This is a genomic window from Streptococcus sp. HMSC066F01 (assembly GCF_001837335.1).
GTDB classification, from domain to species: Bacteria; Bacillota; Bacilli; order Lactobacillales; family Streptococcaceae; genus Streptococcus; species Streptococcus oralis_S.
In genome coordinates this window covers 237,162-257,690 of record NZ_KV832118.1, presented here as the reverse complement: position 1 = coordinate 257,690, position 20,529 = coordinate 237,162, and the positions used below count along the sequence as shown (strand labels likewise).

Annotated in this window: 20 protein-coding genes and 1 tRNA gene; 4 read left to right on the top strand and 17 right to left on the bottom strand. The window is 42.1% G+C overall.

Features of this window, described 5'->3' with window-relative positions; translation table 11 throughout:
- Positions 1-115: 115 nt before the first annotated feature.
- The 9 genes from vncS to HMPREF2655_RS05515 all read right to left on the bottom strand — a co-directional run bounded on the left by vncS (position 116) and on the right by HMPREF2655_RS05515 (position 9,385).
- Entirely contained in the window at positions 116-1,444 is a 1,329-nt protein-coding gene (gene vncS, locus HMPREF2655_RS05555; protein WP_070838056.1) for a sensor histidine kinase VncS, read from the bottom strand.
- Positions 1,441-2,097 (bottom strand): response regulator transcription factor VncR, encoded by a 657-nt coding sequence (gene vncR / locus HMPREF2655_RS05550; RefSeq protein WP_070838054.1) that lies wholly within the window; start codon positions 2,095-2,097, stop codon positions 1,441-1,443. The genes vncS and vncR overlap by 4 nt, the downstream gene beginning before the upstream one ends.
- A gap of 141 nt (positions 2,098-2,238) precedes the next feature.
- Positions 2,239-3,618: an ABC transporter permease subunit Vex3 gene (vex3, locus tag HMPREF2655_RS05545; protein WP_000903002.1), complete on the bottom strand. Its 1,380-nt coding sequence runs from the start codon at positions 3,616-3,618 to the stop codon at positions 2,239-2,241.
- A gap of 50 nt (positions 3,619-3,668) precedes the next feature.
- Positions 3,669-4,316 (bottom strand): ABC transporter ATP-binding subunit Vex2, encoded by a 648-nt coding sequence (gene vex2 / locus HMPREF2655_RS05540; protein ID WP_000173736.1) that lies wholly within the window; start codon positions 4,314-4,316, stop codon positions 3,669-3,671.
- A gap of 12 nt (positions 4,317-4,328) precedes the next feature.
- Positions 4,329-5,606 (bottom strand): ABC transporter permease, encoded by a 1,278-nt coding sequence (locus tag HMPREF2655_RS05535; RefSeq protein ID WP_070838051.1) that lies wholly within the window; start codon positions 5,604-5,606, stop codon positions 4,329-4,331.
- Between the two features lie 392 nt (positions 5,607-5,998).
- A tRNA-Leu gene (locus tag HMPREF2655_RS05530) sits at positions 5,999-6,084 on the bottom strand.
- Positions 6,085-6,164: 80 nt separating this feature from the next.
- Positions 6,165-6,740, bottom strand: a complete 576-nt coding sequence (locus HMPREF2655_RS05525) for a cysteine hydrolase family protein (RefSeq protein ID WP_070838049.1) — start codon at positions 6,738-6,740, stop codon at positions 6,165-6,167.
- Complete coding sequence (gene codY, locus HMPREF2655_RS05520; RefSeq protein ID WP_000940725.1) at positions 6,740-7,528, bottom strand: GTP-sensing pleiotropic transcriptional regulator CodY; 789 nt, start codon at positions 7,526-7,528, stop codon at positions 6,740-6,742. The genes HMPREF2655_RS05525 and codY overlap by 1 nt, the downstream gene beginning before the upstream one ends.
- 282 nt (positions 7,529-7,810) lie before the next feature.
- Positions 7,811-9,385, bottom strand: coding sequence for a degradosome RNA helicase CshA (locus tag HMPREF2655_RS05515; RefSeq protein ID WP_070838047.1), 1,575 nt, complete (start codon positions 9,383-9,385; stop codon positions 7,811-7,813).
- A 349-nt stretch (positions 9,386-9,734) separates the two neighbouring features.
- Here HMPREF2655_RS05515 and HMPREF2655_RS05510 point away from each other — a divergent pair, with 349 nt between their 5' ends.
- From HMPREF2655_RS05510 to HMPREF2655_RS05495, 4 genes are all read left to right on the top strand, one after another.
- On the top strand, positions 9,735-11,051 hold the full coding sequence (locus tag HMPREF2655_RS05510; RefSeq protein WP_000958903.1) for an FAD-containing oxidoreductase: 1,317 nt from the start codon (positions 9,735-9,737) through the stop codon (positions 11,049-11,051).
- 98 nt (positions 11,052-11,149) lie between these two features.
- Positions 11,150-12,493 (top strand): lipid II isoglutaminyl synthase subunit MurT, encoded by a 1,344-nt coding sequence (gene murT, locus HMPREF2655_RS05505; RefSeq protein WP_061588341.1) that lies wholly within the window; start codon positions 11,150-11,152, stop codon positions 12,491-12,493.
- Positions 12,493-13,275 carry a lipid II isoglutaminyl synthase subunit GatD gene (gatD, locus tag HMPREF2655_RS05500; protein ID WP_057488621.1) on the top strand — a complete coding sequence of 261 codons (783 nt, stop codon included), beginning with the start codon at positions 12,493-12,495 and terminating at the stop codon, positions 13,273-13,275. The genes murT and gatD overlap by 1 nt, the downstream gene beginning before the upstream one ends.
- 127 nt (positions 13,276-13,402) lie before the next feature.
- Positions 13,403-14,485, top strand: coding sequence for a M24 family metallopeptidase (locus HMPREF2655_RS05495; RefSeq protein ID WP_070838045.1), 1,083 nt, complete (start codon positions 13,403-13,405; stop codon positions 14,483-14,485).
- A 42-nt stretch (positions 14,486-14,527) separates the two neighbouring features.
- On the opposite strand, the gene HMPREF2655_RS05490 is transcribed toward HMPREF2655_RS05495, so the two are convergent.
- The 8 genes from HMPREF2655_RS05490 to tpiA form a co-directional block, all read right to left on the bottom strand.
- The gene (locus HMPREF2655_RS05490) at positions 14,528-14,989 is read right to left on the bottom strand and encodes an ECF transporter S component (protein ID WP_070838043.1); all 462 of its coding nucleotides are present in this window, start codon (positions 14,987-14,989) and stop codon (positions 14,528-14,530) included.
- Positions 14,967-15,740 (bottom strand): bifunctional hydroxymethylpyrimidine kinase/phosphomethylpyrimidine kinase, encoded by a 774-nt coding sequence (locus tag HMPREF2655_RS05485; protein WP_070838041.1) that lies wholly within the window; start codon positions 15,738-15,740, stop codon positions 14,967-14,969. The genes HMPREF2655_RS05490 and HMPREF2655_RS05485 overlap by 23 nt, the downstream gene beginning before the upstream one ends.
- Positions 15,730-16,479, bottom strand: coding sequence for a tRNA pseudouridine(38-40) synthase TruA (truA, locus tag HMPREF2655_RS05480; protein WP_070838039.1), 750 nt, complete (start codon positions 16,477-16,479; stop codon positions 15,730-15,732). Before truA ends, HMPREF2655_RS05485 begins: the two co-directional genes overlap by 11 nt.
- Before the next feature lie 99 nt (positions 16,480-16,578).
- Positions 16,579-17,730: an MFS transporter gene (locus HMPREF2655_RS05475; protein WP_070838035.1), complete on the bottom strand. Its 1,152-nt coding sequence runs from the start codon at positions 17,728-17,730 to the stop codon at positions 16,579-16,581.
- 112 nt (positions 17,731-17,842) lie between these two features.
- Positions 17,843-18,466 (bottom strand): Pr6Pr family membrane protein, encoded by a 624-nt coding sequence (locus tag HMPREF2655_RS05470; RefSeq protein WP_000775204.1) that lies wholly within the window; start codon positions 18,464-18,466, stop codon positions 17,843-17,845.
- Between the two features lie 2 nt (positions 18,467-18,468).
- Positions 18,469-18,807 carry a zinc ribbon domain-containing protein YjdM gene (locus HMPREF2655_RS05465; RefSeq protein WP_001061600.1) on the bottom strand — a complete coding sequence of 113 codons (339 nt, stop codon included), beginning with the start codon at positions 18,805-18,807 and terminating at the stop codon, positions 18,469-18,471.
- A gap of 209 nt (positions 18,808-19,016) precedes the next feature.
- Positions 19,017-19,535 (bottom strand): Dps family protein, encoded by a 519-nt coding sequence (locus tag HMPREF2655_RS05460; protein ID WP_070838033.1) that lies wholly within the window; start codon positions 19,533-19,535, stop codon positions 19,017-19,019.
- Positions 19,536-19,723: 188 nt separating this feature from the next.
- Positions 19,724-20,482, bottom strand: a complete 759-nt coding sequence (tpiA, locus tag HMPREF2655_RS05455; RefSeq protein WP_000087899.1) for a triose-phosphate isomerase — start codon at positions 20,480-20,482, stop codon at positions 19,724-19,726.
- Between the last annotated feature and the right edge of the window lie 47 nt (positions 20,483-20,529).

Sequence of the window (20,529 nt, the reverse complement as noted above, 5' to 3'; positions counted from 1 at the left end):
TGGGACATCCCATTTACATTGTTCATTTTATCACTTTTTGACAAAAAAAGCTAGTTTTTCCCATACTTTAGATTGAATTTCTTCCAACTCAATCAATGTAAACCCTTTCTTTACCTTAGTCTTGAGCGACTTTAGGATAAGACATGAAGAAGGTCAAACGATCATCTTGCATCTCAAAATGATAAGGTAATTTCTCGTGTTCTAATAAACTTTTGACCACAAAGAGCCCCATTCCTGAACCCTTGGCCTTGCGACTAGCATTGCCAGAAAAAGACTGGGCCAATTTTTCTTGTTCTTCAGGACTACAGCTATTCTCGATAAAGAGTTCCCCTTCTCTCTCCCCGATGCGAACCAAGCCGCATAGAGTGGAGTGCTTGATAGCATTGCTGATGAGATTCGATAGGATTAGTTTCATCACAGATGGGTTTATGTAAGCCTGCTGATGAGTTAGGCTAATGTCTACCTGAAGTTCTCTATCCTTGGCGAGTAAAGCATAATCCTTGACCAGACTTTGCGTCATCTGAAGGAGGTCAACCTCTTCTTTCTCGTCTCGCAATTCCTGAACAGAAGAAAGAGACAATATCTGGAGAACGTGGTGACTGAGGTCGTCCACAATCCCCAAGGCAACTCCAAGATAGTGGTCTCTATCCTTATAACGGCCGACATTTTCTTTCATATTTTCGATTAGGATTTTCAAACTAGCCAGAGGTGTTTTCAGTTCATGAGAAGCTCCTCGCAGGAACTCAACCTTCATCTTCTCCAGCTGGAGAATGGCTTCATTCTTGTCATGCAAGTCCGCAATGACAGTCAAGAGATGCTGGTAAAGGCTATTGATTTGTTCCTTGAGATCACCTATCTCATCCTTAGAATCCACCCGCAATCGCACTTGGGCATCCAAATCCATCATTCGACGGGTCACCCGCTTGATTTCCAAAATCGGTGCAACAATGGTCCGAGCGTAGATGTAAGCAACCAAAAGGGAAATCAGAAAGGATGCCAACAAGGTATAGGGAAGAAATTGGAGACTGATCTGCTCTGCTTCCTTTTGCAAATCCATGGACGCTAAAAACTGGAGAGTCATGGTACTACCATCTTGCGTTTTCACCTCACGCTCCTCGATAAAGAGAGAAGTGGTCTGACGGTCCGTATCCAGAGGAAGATTGTCCTTGACTTCTAACTTGCCCTCGGTCATCTCTCCCTTGACAGCTCCTTTGATATCACTGCTCTGGGAATACAAGTCCAACACTTGCTCGATGCTTTGCCTATCTTTTCCGTCTAGGGACTGAGCAATGGCTGTCGCTTTCTGACCAATGGTTTCCTGACGATGGCTCAGATAAGTAGAGGGAAAGAGAAAATAAATGGCTAAATGAAGACAAATAACCAGAACACTAAAAATCGAGAAGGTATAGATAAAAATCTTTGTAAATAAACCTGTTCGTTTCATTTTCGCTCCAATTTATAACCAACATTGCGCACAGTGAGGATGCAATCCAAGTCTAGCTTTTTCCGCAGTTCCTTGATATAAACATCAATGACACGATCAAAGGGAACCTCATCTGTCGCCTTCCAGACAGCATCGATAATCTGAGAACGAGTCAAGGCCCGGCCTTCATTTTTCACCAGATAGTCCAGAATTTCCAACTCTTTGGCATTGATAGCCACTTCTTGACCTGCTAGGCTTGCACTGTAACTCTCAAAGTCCACCTTGGTATCCTTATAAGAGAAGACTCGTCCTGTATCGTAGTAGCGCTTGAAAATCGCGTCCACCCTTACTTTTAAAAGGGAGAGAGAAAAAGGCTTTTCCAGATAACCGTCTGCCAGAGAAGCAAAAGCGCTCATCTTGTATTCTTCATCCTGAAAAGCTGTTAACATCAAGACAGGAATCTGACTGGTCTTGCGAATCTCGGCTAGGACTTCTAAACCATTAAGCTTGGGCAGCTGGATATCCAGTAGTACTAGGGCTAGTTCATAGCTGGAAAATTTTTCCAGAGCTTCTTGACCGTCCGCAGCCTCAATGGTCTCATAACCACAATCTGTCAAATAGTCACTGATTCCCTCACGGATCATCTCTTCATCTTCTACAATTAAAATTTTCATAGAAAAACCTTTCACATTTCTTTATTTTTCTTTTAAATCATCCCTGTTTCATCCTGAAAGGAAAGGCTTTAGGGTGATGAAATACATAAAAATGCTACCTATATTATACCCCATTTAGGGGAGAATAGGTAGCAAGTTTTTTTATTCGCTATCGAGCAAGAGTTCTTTTGGTTGTTTTCTAAGGAGATTGCTTGAAGCAAGCGCCATAACGAGAACGACTAGAACTAAAGCAAGAACAAAGACGATGATAAAGTCTGATGTCTGAATGGAAATGTCTAAGCTCGATAAGGTCTTGCTAAAGCCATCTACTTCTGCACCACCACCAAGATTAGAGGCTTGAGCTGCCTTACTGGCTTGCTTGGCAACACCTGAAGTAACATTGGCTAGGACAGTGTTTCCTATTGCACGAGCTGTATAGTTGGCTAGGAAGTAAGCAGAAACGAGAGCAGGGATAGCAATCAAGATTGATTCTGTGATAAATTGACCCAAGATACTTGCCTGCTTGAGACCGATAGAGAGGAGAATTCCTACTTCCTTGCGACGGGCGTTGATCCAAAGACTAAGCAAGAGTGCAAGGAGAAGAACTGAGAAGCTCAAGCTACCCCAGAAGAGGAGGTTGGCCATCTTGTACATACCAGAGATGGATTGCTCAAGAGCTGGGTAGTTAGAGGAGCTCTTCACAAGTGTGTAGCTCTTCCAGTTGATACCACTGATACCATTCAACTCTTTCATGACGTCATCCAAGTTCTTGTCCGCTGTTACAAAGAAGGTTGCGTCCCCATAAATAGCTGTGTCTTCTGTGTATCCATAAAGTTTTGCAGCAGTGTGAATGTCTGTGATAGCTGTGTTTTCATAGAGCTCTTGTGAGTAGGTTACTGCAGACTTATTGTGCCCATCAAAGAGTCCCTTGATTGTCACTTCGACTGTTTCCTTGGCACCTTTTTCATTGTCTGCATCGTAGATATTGGAGTCTAGTTTGACCTTATCTCCGACTTTCCAACCGTGTTTAGCTGCCAAGTCCTTATGCATGAGGATCTTGTCTTTGTCGTCGTTGGTTAGGTGCTCACCTTCAACCAGCTTATATGAGCCAGAGACAAACTTATCTTCTTTAGAGGAGTCATTGACACCTGTAATCATCAAACTGCTTCCAAACCGTTTGGCACGGTCTGCAGTGAGATTTTTCTTGGTTTCTGGCGTTTCAATCAGGTCATATCCAGTCAAATCTCCGATAGCATTGATTCGTTTAACATAAGACTCGATGGCCTTGTTTTCAGTGATTTTTTTGATGTCCTCACCCTTGATATTCCCAGAACCACGTGGCGTCCCTTGATTGACGCGACGATTGATTTGCATGGAGAAGCTATTGGTGATATTTTTAAAGGTCTCCTGAGAAGCCTTGGCAGTAGCTCCCTTGATCGACAAGCCGACCAAACTCAAGCTCGCCATGAGGAGAATAATCAGGAAGATGACAATCGATTTGAAAAACTTCCTTGTAACATAGGCAAATGCGTTGTGTAACATAGGTTCCCTTTCTAGATTTGATTTAATAATTCTATCAAAACAAGCTCATCTTATTTTGTAGTGTTGCGAGTTTCAGTCAGTTTCTTATTCTTCAATTCAAGTGTAATATCTGACGCTTGTGCCACTTCCTTACTGTGGGTGACGACGATTACACATTTACCTGTTTTCTCAGCAAGTGACTTGAGCAGTTCGATAATATCTCCAGCAGTTTTAGGGTCCAGATTTCCTGTTGGCTCATCAGCTAGAATAACTGGAGCTTCTGAAACCAAACTGCGAGCGATGGCTACACGTTGCTGTTGACCACCTGATAACTGGAGAACGTTCCGCTTAATCTGACTTTCATCCAAACCAAGCTCAAGAAGTGTATCCTTGCTTGCTTTTTTGTTGACCAAGCGGATATTTTCCAGCGGAGAAAGATAATCTATCAAGTTATAATTTTGAAAGACCAGGGAAATATGGTGCATGCGATGGTATGAATACCCCTTGTTCCGAATGTCCTCTCCTTGGAAAAGGATAGAACCTTCAACAGGACTATCTAGACCAGCCAGTAGGGACAAGAGAGTGGATTTTCCTGCTCCTGACTCACCAATGATACTATAAAATTTTCCGGGTTCAAAATTATACTTGATCTGATATAAAACTGCTTCAGCAGTGTTCTTATAACGGTAGGTAACATCTTGCAATTGTAATAAAGTCATGATTTCTCCTTCTTAACTAATGGATGATAAAATTTCTTTCGGCGATTTTCTAAATAAGAATAGGAAACAAAAGGCTACTGATAAGCAACCAATCAGGAGCAGAAAGACATAGGATTCTGCAAAGGATAGGAGACTGGTTGATAGACCACTTGCTTTGGCCAGCGTGTCCTGTAAAGTTACCTGATCTCCACTGGCTAGTACAGTTTGGAGTAGATAGGATGTGATGGCATTTCCTGCAACAAATGCTGGAAGCAAAGCTCCGATTGATACCAAAACTAGCTCTAAACAGAACTGGAGGAAGATTGAGATCTTGCTTTTTCCAAGTGCCAGAAGAATCCCCACTTCGTAGACTCTTTCTCTCAACCAGAGGGACAAGACCAAAATTAAGGCTCCAGCTCCAGCTATCAACATCCCATAAAGGAAGATGGTGAGGAAGGTTTGGAAGGTTGCCACTGAGTCTTTGATTTGTTCAAAGGCCTTGTTCTCCTTCTCAACTTGGTAGCCTTGACTTTCTAAAGCCAAGTTTTCTACCTGCTTCATGAGTCCGTCCATTTCCTTAGGATTTTCTACATAGAAGCGAGCTGCACTGACTTGCGGTTCACTATTTCCCAGAAGCGTTTGGCTGCTTTCATAGTCTGTAAAGACCTGGTTTTCACTGAAGTCGGAAGACAAGCCTGTGAATTTTTCTTGTTTCTTACCAGAAAAGATGCCGACAATCTCAAACTCTACTGTTTGCCCTTTTCCAGCTTCGGACTGACCAGCATCCAAGCGAATCTTGTCATGAAGCGAAAGACCGTTCTTCTTGGCCAACTCTTCGTGGATAAGGATTTTCTTGGAATCCCCTTTTTGAAGGTGTCGCCCTTCTTTTAGGTTGAAAGCCGAACTGGTAAAGGTGACATCCTTGGATGAATCCTCAAGAGCCGTTAAGCTAACCAAGTTCTTGTCTGCAGCTGACAAATCATCACGTTCTACGCTCTGCTCACCACTCACCGCTTCCTTGTCTTTCAGTTTTGCGACCGTCTCAAGTTCAGGAGAGACATTTTCCAGTCCCTTAATCTTGCTCACAGATGCTAGGTCCGACAACTTGAAGGTCTGTCCATTTTCTATCTTTTTGATAGAAAATGAAGTATTGAGTGATTTGTAAAGATTGCTTTCTACTGTTTTGTTGGACTTCATCAGAGTTAAACAGGCTGAAATTCCTGCTAAAAGGACAAATAAAATCAGAAATAAAATAAAACTTCTCAGTCGTTTTCTGCTGACATAAGCCCAAGCTCTTTGGATTGGATTCATTTGTCACCTCCATATTTGTAAGACTATTATAAAATCCAAATATGAAATGTTTATGAAATCGAAAAAATTTTGATCTATTTTTTAAAAAAATAAAAAAGCTAGCAAACGCTAACTTTTCTTCATATATAAGGAGAAATAGTACCAATCAAAAATCTACTTCATTTTAAAAATGATAATCACGTCTTTCTGATTAGTATTTTTCCATTTCCTAAGTTCTTCATTTTCTGACTAGTTTTTGAGGATATTCTTGATAGAATGAAATGGAAAACTCAGTTTAAATGTTCTGATACAATGAACTGTTCTTGATACCAATATTTTTCGATATACGAAACGTAACCTCTAATCTTCTTTGTAAAAACAAAAAGAGCTAGCCAAAGCTAACTCTTACCCTATGCGGAGAGAGGGACTTGAACCCTCACGACCTAAAGCGGTCACAGGATCCTTAGTCCTGCGCGTCTGCCAATTCCGCCATCCCCGCGTCGATTACTTTACTAGTATATCAACTTTCAAAATCTTTGTCAACACTTTTTTCAGATTTTTTTCATTTTTCCAACAGTCTTATAGTTCAATTTCAGCAAGGTTTTCATCCAGTAATTTTGCTCCCAATGTGTTCTTAAAATGCCCAAGAGCAAACTGATGATTTTCTGGCCAAATAGAGGCAACCGCAGGCTTGACAATCTCGATTTGATAACCTAAATTATAGGCATCAATCGCCGTATGAAGAACACAAATATCCGTCAAAACACCTGTTAAGATAACAGTATCAACCCGACGTTCTCGCAAACGGATATCTAAGTCCGTTCCTGAAAATGCTGAATAGTGACGTTTGTCCATCCAAAAGACACGACTTTCCGCCTCATGCTCAGCATAAAAGTCAGCTAGGGGGCCATAAAGGTTACGACCACTAGTTCCGATGATGTTGTGTGGTGGAAAGAGCTTACTTTCTGGGTGGAATGTATCCTTCTCCTCATGAGCATCAATGGTAAAAAAGACATAATCCCCACGTTCAAAAGCCAGTCTGGTTGCCTGATCAATGGCTTTTGATATTGCTTGAGCGGGTGCTCCAGCAGTTAGCTTTCCATGATCTGCTACGAAATCCTCTGTATAGTCAATCGAGATTAAAGCTTTTGCCATTAGTAATCCCTCTTTTTCACTTCCTCAAAAATATCACCAATTAGAACTTTGAGATAAGTCCCCTTCATTCCTAATGAACGACTCTCAATAATTCCCGCTGACTCCAGTTTACGAAGCGCATTGACAATCACTGAGCGTGTAATGCCAATACGGTCTGCAATAACAGACGCAGTCAGCTGCCCTTCATTTCCATCCAATTCAGCTAAAATAGCTGATACGGCACGAAGTTCTGAATAGGAAAGGGTGTTGACCGCCATGGTAACAGCCGTACGACGGCGAATATTCTTCTCATCTTCTTCACGTTGGAAGTTCAACAGTTGAATTCCCACAACCGTGCTCGCAATCTCGACAAGGATCAAATCTTCATCTTCAAATTTCTTGTCATTGCGCCAAATGATCAAGGAACCTAGACGAATCCCTGATACATGAATCGGAGCGATGGTTGTCAACCCATCTGGAAAGTCCGCACGACTCTCTACAGGGAAAATGGTCAAATCATGTTCAACAGGAAGATTGGCTTCCGTGTCATAAATCATGTTTGCCCCTTGTACATAGACCTCAGGGAAGGTTTTGGTTTGGAAGAATTGTTCTACACGGTCATTATTGGTCTTATAACGCATAAAGTAACCCAAGAGACGTCCCTTGTTATTCACAATACAAGCGTTACAGTCAATAATATCAGCTAACTGGCGTGTAATCGCATTGTAAGGAAGTTCATCTTGAAGTTGCTCCTCAGAGCGCTTTAGAATAGACGTGATTTTTCTTGTTTTTTCTAATAAATGTGCCATTTTTTACCTCGCATATAATCGCTTCCATTATAACATAGAAAAGTCTTTATTTCAATAATTATCTGAAAATTGCTTATTTAATTGCAATTTTGAACAGCAAAAATATTTTAGAAAAAAAGCGAGTTTTTTATTGACATCCTATTTTATTTTTGATATTATAACATCATAAGAAGATGACATGATAAATCCCTTTCCGTTTCACCTATCCTTTACTATCACCATCTTCTTTTACTATCGGTCTCCTTATATATAAAAGCGATTCACTCTGTGAATCGCTTTTTTCTATTTGTCTCCTTTGTTACGAATAACAAAGCCGGTTTTCTTTTCGCTTGAAGTGTTGCGAGGTTTTTTATTGTCTTTATTACGGTAACGTCTGTCTTTATCAAAACGATCGTTCCCACGACTGCCTTTCTTGAAATCATCACGGCGACCACCACGGCGATCACGGTCTCGACGGTCGTCCCCACGACGGCCTCCTCGACCTCCCTTGCCTTTACCACCGAATCCATTACCTGATGGTTTAAATGGCAGTGGTTTTTCACGCGCAATCTCCACTTCAGGAAGGCTGTCTGGATCTTGTACTGTCAGACTCAAGATATACATAGCCAATTCTTCTGGACTAAATTCTGCAGCTAACTTACGAGCATCTTTAGCAAATTTCTCAAAGTTCCCACGAATTGCTTCGTCTGCGAAGTCTCGTTCGATTTTCTTGAGCGCTACTTGTTTCTTAGCTTGGAAGGCTTCTTCTGCTGTCGCTGGTTTCAAGCCTTTCATGCGTTTCTTAGTCAAGGTTTCGATGATTTGAAGGTAGCCCATTTCATTTGGTGCTACGAAAGTAATAGATTGACCTGACTTACCAGCACGACCTGTACGACCGATACGGTGAACGTAACTTTCAGGATCTTGTGGAATATCGTAGTTGTAGACATGGGTCACACCTGAGATATCCAAACCACGTGCTGCCACGTCAGTCGCAACTAGAACATCAAGATTCCCGTTTTTAAAATCACGAAGGACACGAAGACGTTTATTTTGGTCCAAATCACCATGAATTCCTTCTGCACGGAAGCCTCGGATTTTAAGTCCACGAGTCAATTCATCTACACGGCGTTTGGTACGACCAAATACAATAGCAAGTTCTGGTTGTTCCACATCCATAAGACGTGTCATGGTATCAAATTTCTCTTGTTCCTTGACACGGATATAGTACTGATCAACCAGCTCTGTTGTCAATTCCTTGGCAGCAATCTTGACATGCTCAGGGTCCTTCATAAACTGAACACCAATACGTTTGATAGCATCTGGCATCGTTGCTGAAAAGAGCAAGGTTTGACGATTTTCAGGGACACGGGAAATGATGGCTTCAATGTCTTCAAGGAAGCCCATATTGAGCATTTCATCCGCTTCATCAAGGATGAGGGTTTCAATGTCTTGTAATTTCAAGGCCTTGCGTTTAATCAAGTCCAAGAGACGGCCTGGTGTTCCTACCACGATGTGAGCACCAGATTTAAGAGCTTTGATTTGTTTTTCAATGCTGGAACCACCATAAACTGAGCGAACTTTCACTCCTTTGCTACGGCCAAAGCGGAAGAGTTCTTCTTGGCTTTGGACAGCGAGTTCACGAGTTGGAGCAATAACCAAGGCTTGGATGGTCGCTTCTTCTGTACGGATTTTTTCAAGGGTTGGCAAGCCAAAGGCTGCAGTTTTTCCTGTACCTGTCTGAGCTTGACCGATAACGTCTTTTCCTTCGAGGGCCAAGGGAATGGTCTGTTCTTGGATAGGACTGGCTTCTACAAATCCAGCTTTTTCAATCTCTGCTAGCAATTCAGCAGACAAGTTAAATTCATTAAATTTCACGTTATTCTTCTTTCTAAAGGTGGTGCGAAGCCACCCTATAGGGCTTTAGTTTATACTTTTCTTTTCATGACGTATCTTCTACAAAAAAGAGATACCGTGTTGCTTCTTTTCCACGAAAGAAAAGTACGAGTTTCTTTGCAACCTATCTAGTATAACACAAGAGAGAGGCAAAAGATAGTAGAATCCTTAAGGAAAATCATGTAAACGATTTTCTAGCAGTAAAGTAGCCCGAAACTGGTTTTTCAAAGGATTTGAAGGGAGCATTTCAAACTCACTCCATTTCCCGTAGCAGAATTGTGCAAAAGTTTTTTTCTTGTGCTAGAATTAAATCAAATAGGAGGATTTAAAAATGTTAACATACGATTTAATTGTCATTGGATTTGGTAAAGCCGGTAAGACTTTGGCTGCTAAGATGAATGCGGCTGGAAAAAAAGTTGCTGTCATCGAGCGCAGTAAAGCGATGTATGGTGGTACTTGCATTAATATTGCTTGTATCCCAACCAAGACTATGATTGTAGCGGCTGAAAAGGGCTGGTCATTTGACGATACCATGAAAGAGCGTGGTGCGGTGACTGGTCGTCTTAACGCTAAAAATTATAAAATGTTGGCCGATAATGGCGTTGATGTCATTGATGCAGAGGCACATTTCGTGTCAAATAAGGTGATCGAGATCCAGGCTGGTGACGAAAAACAAGAAATGACTGCTGAAACAATCGTCATCAACACTGGCGCTGTTTCAAACGTCTTGCCAATTCCTGGACTTGCTACAAGTAAAAATGTCTTTGACTCAACAGGTATCCAAAACTTGGACAAATTGCCTGAAAAACTTGGAGTCCTTGGTGGTGGAAACATCGGTCTTGAATTTGCTGGACTCTACAACAAACTTGGTAGCAAAGTCACAGTCCTAGATGCCTTGGATACATTCCTTCCTCGTGCAGAACCTTCCATCGCAGCTCTTGCTAAACAATACATGGAAGAAGACGGTATTGAATTGCTTCAAAACATCCATACTACTGAAATCAAAAACGACGGTGATCAAGTCCTCGTCGTAACTGAAAAGGAAACTTACCGTTTCGATGCCCTTCTCTACGCAACTGGACGTAAACCGAATGTAGAACCACTTCAACTTGAAAATACAGATATTGAACTAACGGAGCGTGGTGCTATCAAGGTCGACAAACACTGCCAAACAAACGTTCCTGGTGTCTTTGCAGTTGGAGACGTCAATGGTGGACTTCAATTCACCTACATTTCACTTGATGACTTCCGTGTTGTCTACAGCTACCTTGCTGGAGATGGCAGCTACACACTTGAAGACCGTCTCAATGTACCAAACACCATGTTCATCACACCAGCTCTTTCTCAAGTTGGCTTGACGGAAAGCCAAGCAGCTGATTTGAAACTCCCTTACGCTGTTAAGGAAATCCCTGTTGCTACTATGCCTCGTGGTCACGTAAATGGAGACCTTCGCGGAGCCTTCAAAGCTGTTGTCAATACTGAAACAAAAGAAATTCTCGGTGCAACTATCTTCTCAGAAGGTTCTCAAGAAATCATCAACATCATCACTGTTGCTATGGACAACAAGATCCCTTACACTTACTTCACAAAACAAATCTTCACTCACCCAACCTTGGCTGAGAACTTGAATGACTTGTTTGCGATTTAAGTTGAAGTCTTATCTTATCTCACAGCCCTCATCGGGCTGTTTTTGTTTCTGCGAAATCTCAAATCTGTCTTTTCTTTCTTTTATGATATAATAGAAACATGAAATTAAAAACTACTTTGGGCCTCCTAGCTGGGCGTTCTTCTCACTTCGTTTTAAGCCGTCTTGGCCGCGGAAGTACGCTCCCAGGAAAACTTGCCCTCCAATTTGATAAAGATATTTTACAAAACCTAGCTAAGAACTACGAGATTGTCGTGGTCACTGGAACCAATGGGAAAACCCTGACAACCGCCCTGACTGTCGGCATTTTAAAAGAAGTTTATGGTCAGGTTCTTACTAACCCAAGCGGTGCCAACATGATTACAGGAATCGCAACGACCTTCTTGACTGCCAAATCGTCTAAAACTGGAAAAAACATTGCAGTCCTAGAAATTGACGAGGCCAGTCTATCTCGTATCTGTGACTACATCCACCCTAGCCTTTTTGTCATCACTAATATTTTCCGTGACCAGATGGACCGCTATGGTGAGATTTACACGACTTATAACATGATTTTGGATGCCATCCGTAAAGTGCCTACGGCTACAGTTCTCCTCAATGGTGACAGTCCGCTTTTCTACAAGCCAGCTATTCCAAATCCTGTACAATATTTTGGTTTTGACTTGGAAAAAGGGCCAGCCCAACGGGCTCACTACAATACCGAAGGTATTCTCTGCCCTGACTGTCAAGGCATCCTCAAATATGAACTCAATACCTATGCCAACTTGGGGGCCTATATCTGTGAAAATTGTGGTTGCAAACGTCCTGACTTGGACTACCGTCTGACAGAATTGGTTGAATTGACTAACAATCACTCTCGCTTTGTCATTGACGGACAAGAATACGGAATCCAAATCGGTGGACTCTACAATATCTACAATGCCCTTGCTGCGGTCGCTATTGCCCGTTTCCTCGGTGCCGATTCACAACTCATCAAGCAGGGATTTGACAAAAGCCGTGCTGTCTTTGGACGCCAGGAAACCTTCCATATCGGTGATAAGGAATGCACCCTTGTCTTGATTAAAAATCCAGTCGGTGCAACTCAGGCTATCGAGATGATCAAACTAGCTCCTTACCCATTTAGCCTATCTGTCCTCCTTAATGCCAACTATGCAGATGGAATTGACACTAGCTGGATCTGGGATGCGGACTTTGAACAAATCACTGACATGGATATCCCTGAAATCAACGCTGGCGGTGTTCGGCATTCTGAAATTGCTCGTCGTCTTCGGGTGACTGGCTATCCAGCTGATAAAATCACTGAGACAAGTAATCTGGAGCAAGTTCTCAAAACCATTGAGAAGCAAGACTGCAAGCATGCTTATATCCTGGCTACCTATACTGCCATGCTGGAATTCCGCGAACTGCTGGCTAGTCGTCAGATTGTTAGAAAGGAGATGAACTAATGGTTTATACTTCACTTTCCTCAAAAGCTGGCAACTACCCTTATCAGCTCAACATCGCCCACCTCTATGGGAACCTCATGAATACCTATGGAGACAATGGAAACATCCTTATGCTCAAGTATGTGGCTGAAAAGCTGGGGGCTCATGTAACGGTTGACATCGTTTCTCTCCATGATGACTTTGACGAAAATCACTACGATATCGCCTTTTTCGGTGGCGGTCAAGACTTTGAACAAAGTATTATCGCAGGAGACCTACCTGCTAAAAAAGAGAGCATTGACAACTACATTCAAAACGACGGTGTAGTTCTGGCTATCTGCGGTGGTTTCCAACTATTGGGGCAATATTATGTTGAAGCCTCAGGCAAGCGCATCCAAGGTCTAGGAGTCATGGGTCACTACACCCTCAACCAGACCAATAACCGCTTTATCGGCGACATCAAGATTCACAATGACGAATTCGATGAAACCTACTATGGATTTGAAAATCATCAGGGCCGTACCTTCCTCTCAGATGACCAAAAACCACTGGGACAGGTAGTCTATGGAAATGGAAATAACGAAGAAAAGGTCGGCGAAGGGGTTCATTATAAGAATGTCTTTGGTTCTTACTTTCACGGGCCTATCCTCTCTCGTAATGCCAATCTAGCTTATCGCTTAGTCACTACTGCTCTCAAGAAAAAATACGGTCAGGACATCCAACTCCCTGCCTATGAGGATATTCTCAGTCAAGAAATCGCTGAAGAATACAGCGACGTGAAAAGCAAGGCTGACTTTTCTTAAACTAAGGAAAATTAGATAAAAGAACTCCACTATCTTGTCGGAGTTCTTTTTGCCTGTTCTTTTACCCTTCTCTCTTGCATTTTCTCTCATTTTTTGCCAAAATAGAGGGGTAGAAAGAAGGTAGCATATGTCTAAATTACAACAAATCCTAACATATCTTGAATCAGAAAAACTAGACGTCGCTGTTGTATCTGACCCCGTCACAATCAATTACCTCACTGGCTTTTACAGTGATCCCCATGAACGCCAAATGTTCCTTTTTGTCCTAGCAAATCAGGAACCGCTTCTCTTTGTCCCAGCCCTTGAGGTTGAACGTGCAAGCAGCACTGTTTCCTTCCCAGTAGTTGGTTATGTGGACTCTGAAAACCCATGGAAGAAAATCCAGAATGCTCTTCCACAGCTTGATTTCAAACGTGTCGCTGTTGAGTTTGATAATCTTATCTTGACTAAATACCATGGTTTGAAAACGGTCTTTGAAACTGCTGAGTTTGAAAACCTCACTCCTCGCATCCAACGCATGCGCCTCATAAAATCAGCTGATGAAGTCCAAAAAATGATGGTTGCAGGTATCTATGCTGATAAGGCTGTTAAGGTTGGTTTTGACAATATCTCTCTTGATAAAACAGAGACAGATATCATTGCCCAAATCGACTTTGCCATGAAAGGTGAAGGCTATGAAATGAGCTTTGATACTATGGTCTTGACTGGCGATAACGCTGCAAATCCGCACGGAATTCCTGGTGCAAACAAAGTTGAAAAGGACGCCCTTCTCCTCTTTGACCTTGGTGTCATGGTTAATGGCTACGCCTCAGATATGACTCGTACGGTCGCTGTCGGTAAGCCTGACCAATTCAAGAAAGACATTTACAACTTGACCCTTGAAGCCCAACAAGCTGCCCTTGACTTTATCAAGCCAGGTGTGACTGCACATGAAGTTGACCGCGCTGCCCGTGAAGTCATTGAAAAAGCTGGTTACGGTGAGTACTTCAACCACCGTCTCGGTCACGGTATCGGTATGGATGTCCACGAATTCCCTTCTATCATGGAAGGAAATGACATGGTCATCGAAGAAGGCATGTGCTTCTCTGTTGAACCAGGCATCTATATCCCTGGTAAAGTCGGTGTTCGTATCGAAGACTGCGGTGTTGTTACCAAAGATGGATTTGACCTCTTTACCAGCACCAGCAAAGACTTGCTTTATTTTGATTAAACTTAGAGACAAGCAAAAAGTCAGCTATTGAAGCTGACTTTTTTATTTTATCTTCTTGACACTCTGAAAAACTACAAACCCTACAACCATACCCAAGGTATTTTGCAGGAAGTTTGGAAGAATATCTGGTAAGGCTGCGGACCAGCCATTCATTAGGGTAGAACCTAGAGCATAGCCACTTACCATGACGATTGTAGCCAAGACTAAGCCCAGCCATTGCCATTTCCCTTTAAAACCTGCAAAAAATCCTTGCAAGCCATGGTTTACCAAGCTAAAGAACATCCACTGTGGAAAGCCTGATAAAAGGTCAATCAGAAAACCTGCTAGTCCTCCAACGATGGCTCCTTCTTTACTGCCAAAGTAAAAGGCTGTAAAGAAAACACCTGCATCCAAGAGAGTCAGCATTCCTGTTGGAGTTGCTATTTTCAAGTAATAGCCTAGGACCACAGAAAGGGCAGTTAAAAGGGATACAAGGGCGATTTTAGTTGTTTTGGTTTGCTTCATATTGTCTTACTCCATATTGATCTGCTTGTGCAATAGCACGGTAAACGAAAGCTTTTGAGCTCTCTACTGCTGGTAAAAGTTCATCCCCTTTAACCAAGTGACTGGCGATGCTTGAGGCAAAGGTACAACCTGCACCAGCATTTTGACCTTGAATGACAGGATTTTCTAGAACTGTAAAATTTTGTCCATCATAAAAGACATCCACAGCCTTGTCCTGACTAAGGCGATTGCCTCCCTTGATAATGACTGCTGGCGCTCCTAAATCATGCAATTTCTGCGCTGCAGCTTTCATATCTTCCAAAGTTTTGATTTCCTGACCCGCCAACAATTCTGCTTCAGGAAGATTTGGCGTAATCACACTGACATGAGGGAAAAAGAGAATCAACTCTTTACAGAGTTCACTGACAGCCACATCGTGCGTTTCCTTGCAGACCAAGACGGGATCCAATACAACAGGCACTCCTGGACGTTGCTTGATAAAGTTCAAGGCTTTCTCAGCCACACTGACAGTAGGGAGAAGACCAATCTTAATCCCTGCAAATTCCACATCACGCAAGCTATCCAATTCATGTTGAAAAACGGCATCGTCAGTTGGAAAGACTTCAAAGCCCTTTTCAGTCAAGGCCGTCAAACAAGTCACTGCTACAAAGCCATGCAAGCCGTTCAAGGTATAGGTAGCCAAATCAGCTGACAAACCACCACCACTAAAAATATCATTCCCAGAAAGGGCTAAAATACGATTATTCTTCATAACGAATCTCCTTTAAATACAAGCCATTCGGTGCCGCTGTTGGACCTGCTAGCTGCCTGTCCTTCTTCTCCAAAATCGATTCAATCTGCTCAACTGGCATTCGATTATTTCCGATTTTGAGCAGCGTTCCCACCATATTGCGAATCTGCTTATACAAGAAACCATTCCCTGAAAAGCTAAAGGTCAAAAACTGCCCTGTCTCATCAACACTAAGACTGGCTTCTGTAATGGTTCGAACCTTGTCCTCTACACTGGTTCCAGATGCTGTAAACCCGGTAAAATCATGAGTTCCCTCTAGCTTTTTGATTGCCATCTGCATCCGCTCCACGTCGAGCGGATAGGGAAAGTGAGTAGCGTAGTGACGACGCATAGGATTTTTGGGACGTCCTCTATCCACGATAAACTCATAGGTCTTGCTGTGCTTGGCATAACGGCAATGAAAATCATCTGCCACAATCTCAATTGAAATCACATCAATATCTTCTGGTGACTGAGTATCCAGAGCAAAACGGAGTTTTTCCTCATCCATCTGATAGGGCAGATCAAAATGAATGACCTGTTCCAGAGCATGAACCCCACTATCCGTCCTACCAGCACCGTGAACAGTGATGGCTTGCCCCTTATTGAGTCTCGTTAAGGTTTTCTCAATTTCCTCTTGAACGCTCCTCGCATGAGGCTGGCGCTGAAAACCGGCAAAGCCATAACCATCATAGGAAATGATTGCTTTATATCTTGTCATAACTTCTATTTTATCAGGAAATAAAAGTGTAAACAAGTTTAAAAACCAATAATTGTCTGGGTACAAAATTCCCAGAAAGAAAAACTTAGGAAATTAATCCTAAGCTCTCTTTTGAAGTGCGTACATAACAAAGATAGAAGTGACAATCAACCAACATCCTAAAATGGTGAAGACCAACATACCGTTTTGAGTCACCAAGCCAATCGCCCCAAGAATGAAAGGTGTCGTAAAGGCTCCAAAACTGCATCCTAGCACTGCAAAAGATGTTGCCTGATTAAGGAGCTTAGCTGGTATTCTTTCAGAAAGAAGCTGAAAGACAGTGGTCAAGGCCACACTGTAAGAAAAACCTGCCACAACACTTCCAACTACCATCACACCCAATGACGGAGACAAGGCAATCACAATTTGCCCCAATCCAAAGGTGATACCTGACCAAAGGAGCAACCTTTCTTTAAACAGAGAGATAAAGAAAGAAAAACTCACACCTGCCAAGATACCAATCAACTGCATGATACTTAAAACCAAACTCGATAACTGGGCATCCCCTAGACCTCTTTCCACCATCAGACTAGGAATACGAATGGTGATAGCTGTATTGGTGCAGACAACAACTGCTGCTTCGACAGCCAATAGAAAAATTAGGCCTTTCATCTGTCCTGTCAAACGAGTCGTTTCGGCCTCTTTTTTCTTTGTTTCTTTCTTCTCTTTCCCATAAGGGACAAAGAGCAGATAAAGGATCAATACTAAAAATCCCGCACTGTAGGCCAAGAAGGTCACTGTCCATCCCAAGGATAAGAGTTGACCGACCACTAGAGTCAAAATCGATGCCCCGACAACTTCTGCTGATCCGCGAAGACCCAACATCTGAATCCGTGTCTTTCCATGATAGCGTTCGCTGATGATAGAAATAGCCTTGGCATTGATCATCCCAACACCCAAGCCAAATAAAATCCGCATCGCAAAGACAAAGTTGTACTCCTGATACCAGAAGGGAGCTGTTCCACCGATAGAGAGGATGAGAAGGCCCAGACTAATCTGAAGTCGCTCAGGAAGCAAACGCTCCAAAAACCCATTTAAAACCAGCATAATCATGATTCCAAAAGAAGGGAGACTGACCAGGAGCTCGATTTGTTCTTTAGGGTAGCCTTGATAGTAGTCAGACATGGCTGGCAGAGCACTTGATATGGAAAAGGAAGTAATCAAAACGAGGGAGAGGGCCAAAATACTAGCCCGTTCTAAATATTGTTTCATGAATTTTCTTTCTGTATATTTCTCACTGTTGATCCTTTTAAAAGGAAGATGGCAAGAAAAGAAGGAGCCCGATTGAACTAGAGACTCCGTCCTAACTTTCCTAATAGGAAGACTATTTTCGCTTGATTTGCTTGATCAGATAGAAGATGAAGCCTGCAACCATATACGCTGCAAAAATGATCAAACACCATTTGATAACCACGTCCCAACCCTTGTTCACATTTAAAAAGAAATAAGGGAAGGGATTGTCCTTGGAATTCGGAATATTGAGTTTTAAGACCAAGCCATTAAACAAGGCAAAAATCATATAAACCAAGGGCAAGATGGTCCACAAGACTGGATCCCAGATCTTGTATTGACCCCGTTTATCAAAGAAGAGGGTGTCGGCTAAAAACCAGAGTGGAACGATATAGTGGCAAAGGAAATTTTCCACACGGTAAAAGTCTGTCGCGATCGGAGCAAGCATAAAATGGTAAATCACACAGGTAATCATGATACTCATGGTAACGCCACCCTTGAGACGAAGCAAGGTCGGACTTTGCCAATTTTCACCTGAACGGCTCATCACACGGAGCAGATAACCCGTGAAAATCGTTACCAAAAGATTGGACAACACTGTGTAGTAAAGGAGCATACCAAAGCCACCGTGCTTGGTAATTTCTAAATAAACCCCTGTAAATGCCGCTAAGAACAAGAGGACACGACTATAAAAGATAAATTTGTAGTTCAGTTTCATGGCTAGATTTTCTTAACAAATTCTGATTTGAGTTTCATAGCTCCAAAACCATCAATCTTACAGTCGATGTTGTGGTCACCTTCTACAATACGGATATTTTTAACACGAGTTCCTTGTTTCAAATCCTTTGGCGCACCTTTTACTTTCAAGTCCTTGATTAAGGTTACAGTATCGCCGTCAGCCAATTTATTTCCATTGGCATCAATAGCAACAACACCTTCTTCTACTTCTGCAACTTCTGCAGGGTTCCATTCATAGGCACACTCTGGGCAGACCAAGAGACTTCCGTCTTCGTAGACATATTCTGAATTACATTTTGGGCAATTTGGTAAGTTGTTCATAAGTCCTCCTTAAACTAACAATTATTCTTTAAAATTCATATGTTATTGAACAGCAACTATTATACCGTAAAATCCTACTTTTGACAATGTGTCCTAAGTCCAGCAAACAAAAAAATCATGCAACTGTTTACAGTTACATGACTTTTAAAAGATGATTGGTCATGGGCACTTATCAGGTACCTCATGATAAAAGGGGTAGCAACTATATTTTACAAACCAGGAGCTTGTCCAAGTTCTGCTGCAAGCATCCAAACTGTTTTCTCAAGTTCAGCCTTAGCACCAACAAAGATATCGTTTGTAACATCATCGCCTTCTTCATCAGTCACATCCAAAGCTTTTTGGAAAAGAGCGATGAGGTAGCGATAAATCGCTAGAACACGTTCCAAGCTTTCTTCAACGTTACGGAATTCTCCTTCTTCTTCTTCGATTTCACTGTGTTGAAGGAATTCTGTCAAAGTTGAGTAAGGTTTGCCACCAAGAGTGATCAAACGTTCACTGATTTCGTCAAGATAGCCATCAAGGCTGTCCATGTATTCATCCATTTTTGGATGCCATACGAGGAAACCACGACCACGCATATACCAGTGAGCTTGGTGAAGGGCAATGTGAGCCACATACAAGTCTGCTACTGCTTGGTTCAATACTTCCTTTGTTTTTGCCAATGCTACTGGCGCTGTTTTAGATAATGTTGTTACGTCTTTTACTGCTTCTTTTTTCAATTCAACCATATTGATCACCTCATAATATTATTTTTGCAACCATATTTATTGATTACTATCTCAGTATACTACTCCTAGTAGACAAAAGCAAGAAAATTAACCCATATTAAAAAAGTTGTAATTGACTGATAATTTAAGAAAAATATACAGTCTTTAAAAAAAAGACAGTCTTAGAAGACTGTCTCGAATAATTTAGATTATTTTACAAAATCAAGCAATGCCAAGAAGCTTTCAGCTTCAAGTGACGCACCACCAACAAGGGCTCCGTCCACGTCTGGGCAAGCCATGTATGAAGCAACGTTTTCAGGTTTAACAGAACCACCGTATTGAACACGAACTTTGTCTGCAACTTCTTGACCAAAGTCAGCAGCTACAACGTCGCGAACAACTTTACACATTTTTTGTGCATCGTCTTGTGAAGCTGATTTACCAGTACCGATAGCCCAGATTGGCTCATAAGCGATAACTGATGCAGCAACTTGTTCAGCTGTCAATCCAGCCAATGCAGCAGATACTTGAGCACCTACGAATTCAGCAGCTTTACCAGCTTCGTAAGTTTCAAGTGACTCACCACAACAGATGATTGGAAGCATGCCGTTTGCAAAGATTGCTTTTGCTTTTTTGTTGATATCTTCGTCAGTTTCATGGAAGTAGTCACGACGTTCTGAGTGACCGATAACAACGTAGTCAGTACCGATTTCTTTCAAAACTTGTGGGCTAGTTTCACCAGTGAAAGCACCTGCATTTTCAAAGTAGCAGTTTTGAGCAGCAACTTTAAGGTTTGAACCTTTAGCAGCAGCAAGAACAGCTGTCAAATCAACTGCAGGAGCTGCGATACCTGCTTCAACAAGGTCTGATGAAGGAAGTTTTGATGCAACGGCTTCAACGAATGCTTTTGCTTCTTCTGGATTTTTGTTCATTTTCCAGTTACCAGCGATAAATGGTTTACGTGACATTTCACATACCTCTTTTTTCATTTTATTCACTATTATTCTATCATATT

Bases quoted from the DNA above. Each gene is read 5' to 3' on its own strand.
- HMPREF2655_RS05525 (WP_070838049.1), bottom strand. From the start codon at position 6,740: ATGGCAAAAGCTTTAATCTCGATTGACTATACAGAGGATTTCGTAGCA.
- gatD (WP_057488621.1), top strand. From the start codon at position 12,493: ATGGTTTATACTTCACTTTCCTCAAAAGCTGGCAACTACCCTTATCAG.
- tpiA (WP_000087899.1), bottom strand. From the start codon at position 20,482: ATGTCACGTAAACCATTTATCGCTGGTAACTGGAAAATGAACAAAAAT.
- HMPREF2655_RS05460 (WP_070838033.1), bottom strand. From the start codon at position 19,535: ATGGTTGAATTGAAAAAAGAAGCAGTAAAAGACGTAACAACATTATCT.
- truA (WP_070838039.1), bottom strand. From the start codon at position 16,479: ATGACAAGATATAAAGCAATCATTTCCTATGATGGTTATGGCTTTGCC.
- HMPREF2655_RS05475 (WP_070838035.1), bottom strand. From the start codon at position 17,730: ATGAAACAATATTTAGAACGGGCTAGTATTTTGGCCCTCTCCCTCGTT.
- HMPREF2655_RS05465 (WP_001061600.1), bottom strand. From the start codon at position 18,807: ATGAACAACTTACCAAATTGCCCAAAATGTAATTCAGAATATGTCTAC.
- vncR (WP_070838054.1), bottom strand. From the start codon at position 2,097: ATGAAAATTTTAATTGTAGAAGATGAAGAGATGATCCGTGAGGGAATC.
- HMPREF2655_RS05510 (WP_000958903.1), top strand. From the start codon at position 9,735: ATGTTAACATACGATTTAATTGTCATTGGATTTGGTAAAGCCGGTAAG.
- murT (WP_061588341.1), top strand. From the start codon at position 11,150: ATGAAATTAAAAACTACTTTGGGCCTCCTAGCTGGGCGTTCTTCTCAC.
- vex3 (WP_000903002.1), bottom strand. From the start codon at position 3,618: ATGTTACACAACGCATTTGCCTATGTTACAAGGAAGTTTTTCAAATCG.
- HMPREF2655_RS05495 (WP_070838045.1), top strand. From the start codon at position 13,403: ATGTCTAAATTACAACAAATCCTAACATATCTTGAATCAGAAAAACTA.
- HMPREF2655_RS05490 (WP_070838043.1), bottom strand. From the start codon at position 14,989: ATGAAGCAAACCAAAACAACTAAAATCGCCCTTGTATCCCTTTTAACT.
- vncS (WP_070838056.1), bottom strand. From the start codon at position 1,444: ATGAAACGAACAGGTTTATTTACAAAGATTTTTATCTATACCTTCTCG.
- HMPREF2655_RS05485 (WP_070838041.1), bottom strand. From the start codon at position 15,740: ATGAAGAATAATCGTATTTTAGCCCTTTCTGGGAATGATATTTTTAGT.
- HMPREF2655_RS05535 (WP_070838051.1), bottom strand. From the start codon at position 5,606: ATGAATCCAATCCAAAGAGCTTGGGCTTATGTCAGCAGAAAACGACTG.
- codY (WP_000940725.1), bottom strand. From the start codon at position 7,528: ATGGCACATTTATTAGAAAAAACAAGAAAAATCACGTCTATTCTAAAG.
- vex2 (WP_000173736.1), bottom strand. From the start codon at position 4,316: ATGACTTTATTACAATTGCAAGATGTTACCTACCGTTATAAGAACACT.
- HMPREF2655_RS05470 (WP_000775204.1), bottom strand. From the start codon at position 18,466: ATGAAACTGAACTACAAATTTATCTTTTATAGTCGTGTCCTCTTGTTC.